This is a genomic window from Mycolicibacterium vaccae NBRC 14118 = CIP 105934, assembly GCF_001552715.1.
Classification (GTDB): Bacteria; Actinomycetota; Actinomycetes; order Mycobacteriales; family Mycobacteriaceae; genus Mycobacterium; species Mycobacterium vaccae.
In genome coordinates, this window is the sequence record NZ_BCRS01000213.1 from 1 (window position 1) to 9117 (window position 9117).

General features: G+C 68.7%; 8 protein-coding genes. 4 read left to right on the top strand and 4 right to left on the bottom strand.

Features of this window, described 5'->3' with window-relative positions:
- Window positions 1-46: 46 nt before the first annotated feature.
- The 4 genes from MVA01S_RS27080 to metG form a co-directional block, all read right to left on the bottom strand.
- Window positions 47-943 carry an RNA polymerase sigma-70 factor gene (locus MVA01S_RS27080; RefSeq protein WP_003929893.1) on the bottom strand — a complete coding sequence of 299 codons (897 nt, stop codon included), beginning with the start codon at window positions 941-943 and terminating at the stop codon, window positions 47-49.
- Window positions 940-2118 carry an NAD(P)/FAD-dependent oxidoreductase gene (locus MVA01S_RS27085; protein ID WP_003929894.1) on the bottom strand — a complete coding sequence of 393 codons (1179 nt, stop codon included), beginning with the start codon at window positions 2116-2118 and terminating at the stop codon, window positions 940-942. Before MVA01S_RS27085 ends, MVA01S_RS27080 begins: the two co-directional genes overlap by 4 nt.
- Before the next feature lie 114 nt (window positions 2119-2232).
- Window positions 2233-3582 carry an NADP-specific glutamate dehydrogenase gene (gene gdhA, locus MVA01S_RS27090; protein ID WP_060941766.1) on the bottom strand — a complete coding sequence of 450 codons (1350 nt, stop codon included), beginning with the start codon at window positions 3580-3582 and terminating at the stop codon, window positions 2233-2235.
- A 2-nt stretch (window positions 3583-3584) separates the two neighbouring features.
- Entirely contained in the window at window positions 3585-5120 is a 1536-nt protein-coding gene (gene metG, locus MVA01S_RS27095) for a methionine--tRNA ligase (RefSeq protein WP_003929895.1), read from the bottom strand.
- 16 nt (window positions 5121-5136) lie between these two features.
- Between metG and MVA01S_RS27100 the strand changes: the two genes are divergently transcribed.
- The 4 genes from MVA01S_RS27100 to MVA01S_RS27115 form a co-directional block, all read left to right on the top strand.
- On the top strand, window positions 5137-5988 hold the full coding sequence (locus MVA01S_RS27100) for a TatD family hydrolase (RefSeq protein ID WP_003929896.1): 852 nt from the start codon (window positions 5137-5139) through the stop codon (window positions 5986-5988).
- Window positions 5989-6109: 121 nt separating this feature from the next.
- Window positions 6110-7237 (top strand): resuscitation-promoting factor, encoded by a 1128-nt coding sequence (locus MVA01S_RS27105; RefSeq protein WP_003929897.1) that lies wholly within the window; start codon window positions 6110-6112, stop codon window positions 7235-7237.
- On the top strand, window positions 7234-8211 hold the full coding sequence (gene rsmA / locus MVA01S_RS27110) for a 16S rRNA (adenine(1518)-N(6)/adenine(1519)-N(6))-dimethyltransferase RsmA (protein WP_003929898.1): 978 nt from the start codon (window positions 7234-7236) through the stop codon (window positions 8209-8211). The genes MVA01S_RS27105 and rsmA overlap by 4 nt, the downstream gene beginning before the upstream one ends.
- A gap of 85 nt (window positions 8212-8296) precedes the next feature.
- Window positions 8297-9117: 4-(cytidine 5'-diphospho)-2-C-methyl-D-erythritol kinase (locus MVA01S_RS27115; protein WP_060941767.1), on the top strand; the 821-nt coding region annotated here is incomplete at its 3' end.

A 9117-nucleotide genomic window follows, 5' to 3' on the forward strand; every position in this document is an offset into this window, starting at 1 on the left:
CGGGGGCACTGCCCAGGTCGCCGAGCCGCTCGATGCGCACGGCTCATTATCGGCTGATCCGGCGCGGCACCATCACCCCCGTCAGCTTCTCCGGGTTGCGCATCGCATAGAAGTTGGTGATCCGGCCGCCGACGACCTCGAAGGTCACCACGCCTTCCAGGTTGTCGCCCAGATAGAGCACCAGCGCGGGTGCGCTGTTGTAGATCGCGGGCTCGACCCTGCCGCCGGCGCCGCCGAGTCGGATGAAGCCGAGGATCAGCCGGGCCACCCGGTCCGCGCCGGCCACCGGCCTGCGCGCCGCGCTGACCTTGCCGTCGCTGTCGGCGGTCCACACCACGTCGGGGGCCAGCATCGCCATCAGCCCGTCCAGGTCGCCGGTGGCGGCCGCGGTGAAGAACCGCGTCGTGATCTCCGTCGAGATCTGCGGGTCCACGGGCTCGAACCGCTTCCGCCGCGACTGCACGTGTTCGCGGGCGCGGTGGGCCATCTGGCGCACCGCGGCGGCGGATCTGCCCAGCGTGGCGGCGATCTCGTCGTGACCGAACCCGAACACCTCCCGCAGCACGAACACTGCCCGTTCGTCGGGGCTCAACGTCTCCAGCACCACCAGCATCGCCATCGATACCGACTCCGCCAGCACCACGTCGACGGCCGGATCCGCTTCTGTCAGAAGAGGTTCGGGTAGCCAGGGGCCGACGTAGTCCTCCCGCCGCCGGGACTGGGCGCGCAGCGCGTTGAGCGCCTGCCGGGTGACGAGCTGGGCGAGGTAGGCCTTGGTGTCGGTCACCCTGGACAGGTCGACCTCGGCCCAGCGCAGGTAGCTTTCCTGCAGCACGTCGTCGGATTCGGTTGCACTGCCCAGGATCTCGTAGGCGATGGTGAATAGCAGCGGCCGCAGCTGTGTGAACCGTTCGGCGTGTTCGTCACCCGGCGTCGCGCTCATCGGGCCGGCGCCGCCTCGGTCGCGATCAGCACCGAGCGGTCCGGACCTTTCAGTGACCGGTACGAGCCGGGCTTGCGCGCTTCGGCGTCGAGGACCTTCAGCGTGTACCGGCACACCTGCTCCTTGACGAAAGCGCCTGCGCGCCCGCCGATGTAGAGGTTCACCGGGGTGTCGTCGCGGTGCTGCAACTGCACGGTGCCCGCCCCGCGGCCCAGGCTGATGCACTGGCCGCTCATCGGCACGGTCGCGTCGGCGGCCACGATGCCCGAGATCCGGGCCAGCACGGTGCCCGCGGCCTGCGCACCCAGCGGCAGCCCGGCCTGGCAACTCATCCGGTAGGGCACTCCGGACGGCGCGACGGCGTCCCCGGCGGCGACGATGCGGTCGTCGTCGACGCTGGTCAACGTCTCGTCGGTGCGCAACCGGCCCAGCCCGTCGGTGGTCAACCCGCTGGCCGCGGCCAGGCCCGGCACCCCGAACCCGGTGGTCCACACTGTCGCCGCGCTCGGCAGTGCCGCGCCGTCGGACAGCACCACGTGGTCGGCTGCCACCGACGCGACCGACGCCGACACGGTTGTGACGCCCAACCTGTCCAGTCGCTTGAGTACCGAGCGGCGTCCGGGCCGGCTCAGGGACGGACCCACCACCGGGCTGACCAGTGTCACGGTGCGGCCGGCCTCGGCGAACTCCGCCGCCGTCTCGATCCCGGTGAGTCCGCCGCCGACCACCACGACCGGCGCGGGCTTCGCGAGATCGGCCAGCCGGTCGCGCAGCCGCTCGGCCTGCTCCAATTCACTGAGCGGATAAGCGAATTCGGCGGCACCGGGAACCGCGTCGGGCACCACACCGGTGCTGCCGACGGCGTAGATCAGGTAGTCGTAGTCCAGATGGCTGTCGGCGTTCCCCGAGCCGAGCCACACCCGACGGGCGGCGACGTCGATGCGTTCGGCGGTGTCGACGACCAACCGGACGCCGGGATTGAGCACGGCGGCGTACTCCTCGGCGGCGCCGTGGTTCCCGGCGGCCAGTTGGTGCAACCGGATACGTTCGACGAAGCGGGGCCGGGGGTTGACCAGCGTCACCCGGAGGTCGTCACGTGACATCAGCCGGTTGGCTGCCATCACGCCGGCGTAGCCGCCGCCCAACACGACGACGTGGGTCTGCGGTCCGGACATGGTGTCTCCTCTCGAAGGGTTGTGCCCTCAAGACACCGCGTGTCGCCGAAATGTGACACCGGCGGCGCGACTGTGGCTCAGATCACCACAGACCTCAGATCACCACAGACAATGTCACACCAGGCCGAGCGCCAGCATCGCGTCGGCGACCCGGATGAACCCGGCGATGTTGGCTCCCGCGGCGTAATTGCCAGGCTGACCGTACTCGTCGGCGGTGGTCAGGCAGCGGTCATGGATGCGCCGCATGATCTCGGCGAGCCGGGCCTCGGTGTCGGTGAACGTCCAGGAATCGCGGGAGGCGTTCTGCTGCATCTCCAGCGCGCTGGTGGACACGCCGCCGGCATTGACGGCCTTACCGGGCGCGAACGTGACGCCGGCTTCCTCGAAGCTTTTCACAGCCTCGGGGGTGCACGGCATGTTGGCGCCCTCGGCGATGATCCGGCAGCCTGCCTTGATCAGCATCGCCGCGTCGTCGCCCGACACCTCGTTCTGGGTGGCGCACGGCAGGGCGATGTCGCACGGCACCTCCCACACGCTGCGCCCCTCGATGAGCTGGGCTTTGTCGCCGCGCGCCTCCACGTAGTCGGCGATCCGGCCGCGCCGGCGTTCCTTGACCTCCTTGAGCAGGTCCAGGTCGATGCCGGTGTCCTCGCGCACGTAGGCGTTGGAGTCCGAGCACGCGACCACGGTGCCGCCGAGCGCGCTCACCTTCTCGATCGCGTAGATCGCGACGTTGCCCGACCCGGAGATCACCACCTGCTTGCCCTCGAACGAATCGCCGCGCGAGCGCAGGATCTCGTCGACGAAGAACACGGTGCCGTAGCCGGTGGCCTCGGTGCGCACCTGGGATCCGCCCCAGGTCAGGCCCTTGCCGGTGAACACGCCGGACTCGTACCGGTTGGTGATGCGCTTGTACTGGCCGAACAGGTAACCGATCTCGCGCATCCCGACGCCGATGTCGCCGGCCGGCACGTCGGTGTACTCGCCGAGGTGCCGGTACAGCTCGGTCATGAAGGACTGGCAGAACCGCATCACCTCGCCGTCGGAGCGGCCCTTGGGGTCGAAGTCCGAGCCGCCCTTGCCCCCTCCGATCGGCATACCGGTCAGCGAGTTCTTGAAGATCTGCTCGAAGCCGAGGAACTTGACGATGCCCAGGTACACCGACGGGTGGAACCGCAGGCCGCCCTTGAACGGTCCCAGCGCGGAGTTGAACTCCACCCGGAAGCCGCGGTTGATCTGCACGGTGCCGGAGTCGTCCTGCCACGGCACGCGGAAGATGATCTGCCGCTCGGGTTCGCACAGCCGCCGGATCACCGCGGTGTCGACGTAGTCGGGATGCTTGTCGACCACCGGCCCGAGGCTGTTGAGCACCTCGTAGACGGCCTGGTGGAACTCGTCCTCGCCGGGGTTGCGCCAGGCCACCTCGTCGTAGATGTCGTGCAGCTTGGGGTGTAGCTCAGTCATGGTCAGTCCACCTGGTAGCGAGGGAAGACGCCCGACGGCGCGGGCAGCACGGTGCCCGGCACCAACCGCGTCGCGACGGCGTCGAAGGTGCGCTCGTCGGCCGGCTGGCCGAGCAGATCGAGCAGCTTGCCCGCCGAGTCGGGCATCACGGGCTGGCTCAGGAGGGCTGCGATGCGCACCACCTCCAGAGTCGTGTACAGCACGGTCGCGAAGCGGTCGGCGTCCGTCTTGCGCAGCACCCACGGTTCCTGCGCGGAGAAGTAGCGGTTCGCCGCACCTAGCACCGACCAGATCGCCTCCAGCGCAAGGTGTAACGCGGTCGCGGCGAAGTGTTCGCGCACCTTGTCCAGTAGCGCGTCGGCGGCGGCCAACATCTCGGAGTCTTCTGCGGTGAACTCGCCGGGGGTCGGCACGACGCCGTCGAGGTTCTTGGCGACCATCGACAGCGAACGCTGCGCGAGGTTGCCGAACTCGTTGGCCAGATCGGCGTTGATCCGGCCGATGATGCCTTCCTCGCTGTAGCTGCCGTCCTGACCGAACGGCACCTCGCGCAGCAGGAAGTAGCGCAGCTGGTCGAGTCCGAACGTGTCGACGAGGTTCGCGGGGTCGACGGTGTTGCCGATCGACTTGCTCATCTTCTCGCCGCGATTGAACAGAAAGCCGTGGGCGAACACCTTTTTCGGCAATTCGATGCCCGCCGACATCAGGAACGCCGGCCAGTACACCGTGTGGAACCGGATGATGTCCTTGCCGATCATGTGCAGCTCGGCCGGCCAATAGCGCTGGAACGTCTCGGAGTCGGTGTCCGGGAAGCCGACGCCGGTCAGATAGTTGGTCAGCGCGTCCACCCACACGTACATCACGTGGTCGGGGTGGTCGGGCACCGGCACACCCCAGTCGAACGTGGTCCGCGAAATCGACAGGTCACGCAGCCCACCGGAGACGAAGCTGACGACCTCGTTGCGGCGCGCCTCGGGCTCGATGAACTCCGGGTGCTCGGCGTACAGGGCCAGCAGGCGGTCGGTGTAGGCCGACAGCCGGAAGAAGTAGGTCTCCTCCTCGGTCCAGGTGACCGGGGTGCCCGTCTCGGCCGCCACCCGCACGCCGTCGTCGCCGACGACGGTCTCCGCCTCGGTGAAGAAGCGTTCGTCACGCACCGAGTACCAGCCCGAGTACTTGTCCAGGTAGATGTCGCCGGCATCGACCATCCGGGTCCACAGCGCCTTGGAGGCCTCGTAATGGTCGGCGTCGCTGGTGCGGATGAACCGGTCGAAGGAGATGTTCAGTTTCTCCTGCAGCCGCTGGAACACATCCGAGTTGGCGCGCGCGAACTCCGCGGTCGGGATGCCCAGCTTGGCGGCCGTCTCGGCCATCTTGAGCCCGTGCACGTCGGTGCCGGTGAGGAACCGGACGTCGAAACCGTCCAGTCGCTTGAACCGGGCGATCGCGTCGGTGGCGATGTACTCGTAGGCGTGCCCGACGTGCGGATCGCCGTTGGGATAGGCGATCGCCGTCGTGACGTAGTAGGGCTGACTCATTTGGGTTCACCCTAGAGTGTGGGCCGTGAGTGCCAAGCGAGAGCCGCCGCCGGTCCCGGAGCCCCTCGCCCCGCTCATCGACGCCCACACCCATCTGGACGCCTGCGGCGCCCGCGACGCTGCCGACGTGAAGGCGATCCTCGACCGCGCGGACGCGGCGGGGGTGCAGGCCGTCGTGACGATCGCCGACGACCTGGAATCCGCGCGCTGGGCCGTCGACGCGGCGGAGTGGGATCCGCGGGTGTACGCCGCGGTGGCCCTGCACCCGACCCGCGCCAACGCGCTGACCGAGGAGGCCCGCACGGTCGTCGAGCGCCTCGCCGGCCATCCCCGGGTCGTGGCGGTCGGGGAGACCGGGATGGACCTGTACTGGCCGGGCCGACTGGAGGGCTGCGCCGATCCCGCCGAGCAGCGCGAGGCGTTCGCCTGGCATATCGACCTGGCCAAACGCACCGGCAAGCCGCTGATGATCCACAACCGGGACGCCGACGCCGCGGTGCTGGACGTGTTGCGCGCCGAGGGGGCGCCCGAGACTGTGATCTTCCACTGCTTCTCCTCCGACGCGACGATGGCGCGCACGTGCGTCGACGCCGGCTGGGTGCTCAGCCTGTCCGGCACGGTGAGTTTCAAGAACGCCCGGGACCTGCGGGAAGCGGCCAGGCTGGTGCCCCCGGGGCAGCTCCTGGTGGAGACCGACGCGCCGTTTCTGACCCCGCACCCCTTCCGGGGCGCGCCGAACGAGCCCTACTGCCTGCCCTACACTGTGCGAGCGCTGGCCGACGTCCTCGGCCGGTCCGCAGAGGCGATCGCGGAGGAGACTTCCGCAACGGCGAGGCGGGTGTACGGCCTGGCGGGTTGCCGGTCCTAGACCTTTTCGTTACCGTCTTGTGACAAAACGCGCGGTGGGCAAGTGGGTGCCGGTTGCAGTGCGCCTGAGGGCCCGTTCCTAGTGCCAGCCCGTCGCGCCTGAGTCGGAGATAGACGACCTTTTGAATGCTTTGAACAAGCTGCACCGCTCCCGTTCGCCGCTGCTGCGGGTCGTGGTGGCGGTGACGCTGCTCGCGTTGATCTTCGCCGGCGCGACCGCGGTGACCACGCACAAGACCGTCACGCTGACCGTCGACGGAGTCTCCATGTCGGTCCCGACGATGAAGTCCCGGGTGATCGACGTGGTAACTGAGAACGGCTTCGCGGTGGGTGAGCGCGACGATCTGCATCCCGCGGCCGACACCCCTGTGCACCAGTCCGACACCATCGTGCTGCGCCGCAGCAGGCCGGTGGACGTCTCCACCGACGGCGGCGGCCCGGAGCAGATGTGGACGACGGCCTCCACGGTCGACGAGGCGCTGGCCCAGCTGCAGATGACCGACAGGGCGCCGGTGGCGGCCTCGCGCGGCAGCAGGCTTCCTCTCGACGGGATGGCGCTTCCGGTCGTGAGCCCCAAAAACGTGCAAATCGACGACGGCGGTCAGCTGCGTGCGGTGCGGCTCGCCGCGCCCAACGTGGCGGGCCTGTTGGAGGCCGCCGGCGCACCCCTTCAGCAAAGCGACAGTGTTTACCCGGCGGCTTCAGCCCCGGTCGAGGACGGCATGCAGATCCGGGTGACCCGGGTGCGCATCGCGAAGGTGACCGAGCGCCTGCCGTTGGTGCCGAACAACCGGCGCATCGAGGACCCGACGCTCAACATGAGCCGTCAGGTCGTCGAGGACCCGGGCGGTCCGGGCGTCCAAGACGTCACTTTTGCGGTCGCAACGGTCAACGGAGTGGAAACCGGCAGGTTGCCAGTAGCCAATGTGGTGCTTACCCCGGCCCGCGACGGTGTGCTCAGGGTCGGTGCAAAACCCGGTACAGAGGTCCCTGCGGTGGCCAACGGACATACCTGGGATGCCTTGGCGCGCTGCGAAGCCGGAGGTAATTGGTCGATCAATACCGGCAATGGCTATTTCGGTGGCGTCCAATTTGACCAAAACACCTGGGAGCGAAACGGTGGTCTGAGGTATGCTCAGCGGGCGGATCTGGCAACAAGGGAAGAGCAGATCGCGATTGCTGAGGTAACTCGGGCGCGCCAGGGTTGGGGGGCGTGGCCCACGTGTAGTGGGAGGATCGGTGCGTCGTGACAATACGCCTGCTCGGACGAACTGAAATTCGGCATCTCGCCAAGTCGATCGACTTCCGCCCACGCAAGTCTTTCGGGCAGAACTTCGTTCACGACGCCAACACCGTGCGCCGCATCGTGTCGGCCTCGAGCGTGAACCGGTCGGACCACGTCCTCGAAGTGGGACCCGGTCTGGGTTCGCTGACGTTGGCGTTGCTGGACCGCGGCGCCAAGGTGACCGCGGTGGAGATCGACCCTGTGCTGGCCACCCAGCTTCCGACCACAATCGCCGACCATTCTCACAGCGAGGCCAACCGGCTCACGGTGCTCAACCGGGACATTCTGACGTTCAAGAAGTCGGACATGACCGAGATGCCCACCGCGTTGGTCGCGAACCTGCCGTACAACGTCGCGGTGCCCGCCCTGCTGCACCTGCTCGCCGAGTTCCCGTCGATCCGCACCGTCATGGTGATGGTGCAGGCCGAGGTGGCTGAGCGGCTTGCCGCCGAGCCGGGCGGCAAAGACTACGGCGTGCCCAGTGCCAAGGTGCGGTTCTTCGGCAACGTCCGCCGCTACGGCATGGTGTCGCCGACGGTGTTCTGGCCGATTCCGCGCGTGTACTCGGGCCTGGTCCGCATCGACCGCTACGAGACCTCGCCCTGGCCGACCGACACGGAGTTCCGCGAGCAGGTCTTCGAGCTGATCGACGTGGCTTTCGCGCAGCGCCGTAAGACCTCGCGCAACGCGTTCGCCGAGTGGGCGGGTTCGGGCAACGAGTCGGCCAGTCGCCTGCTCGCGGCCAGCATCGACCCCTCCCGGCGCGGAGAGACGCTGAGCATCAACGACTTTGTACGGCTGCTGCAGCGTTCTGCCGATTGGCACGTCGTCTCGAAGTCCGAGGGGTCCGACTCGGACGCCATCGACACCACGGACACCAGGGACACCATGGCCGCCGTCGAGCCCGCCGGCACCGACACTCAGGTGCCGACGTCCTGATCTGACGCACCCCGCTTGACCACAGGGACCACTACGACGACCCCGGCCGTGCGCCGGGGTCGTTGTTTTTCGTTAGGGTCGTGCGGTGTCCGCGCGCGACGGTAATACGGCAGCCGACTGGGTCCCCACCGGTTCGGTCACGGTTCGGGTCCCGGGCAAGGTCAACCTGTACCTGGATGTGGGTGATCGCCGCGACGACGGCTACCACGAGTTGACCACGGTGTTCCATGCGGTCTCGCTGCTCGACGAGGTGACCGTGCGCACCGCCGACGCGTTGTCGCTGGAGGTCTCGGGGGAGGGCGCCGACGAGCTGCCCACTGACCACCAGAATCTGGCGTGGCGGGCGGCCCAACTGATCGCCGACCACGTGGGCCGCACCGCGGACGTGGCGATCTCGATCGAGAAGACCATCCCCGTCGCCGGCGGGATGGCCGGCGGTAGCGCCGACGCGGCCGCGGTGCTGGTGGCGATGAACGCGCTGTGGGAGCTCGGTCTGCCCCGGCGCGACCTGCACGCGTTGGCCGCCCAGCTGGGCAGTGACGTGCCGTTCGCGCTGCACGGCGGCACCGCGCTGGGCACCGGGCGGGGCGAAGAGCTGGCGACCGTGCTCGCGCGCAACACGTTTCACTGGGTGCTGGCGTTCTCGCCCGGTGGGCTGTCCACCGCGACGGTGTTCGCCGAGATCGACCGGCTGCGCGCCGAGCAGGACCGCACTCTGCCGCCCCGGCTGGAATCGCCGGAACCGCTGCTCGCCGCGCTGGCCTCGGGGGACCCGGCCGCGCTGGCTCCGCTGCTCGGGAACGACCTGCAGCCTGCAGCGCTGAGTCTGGATCCGGCGTTGCGCCGGACGCTGCGTGCCGGGATGGCGGCGGGCGCGCTGGCCGGCGTGGTGTCCGGGTCGGGGCC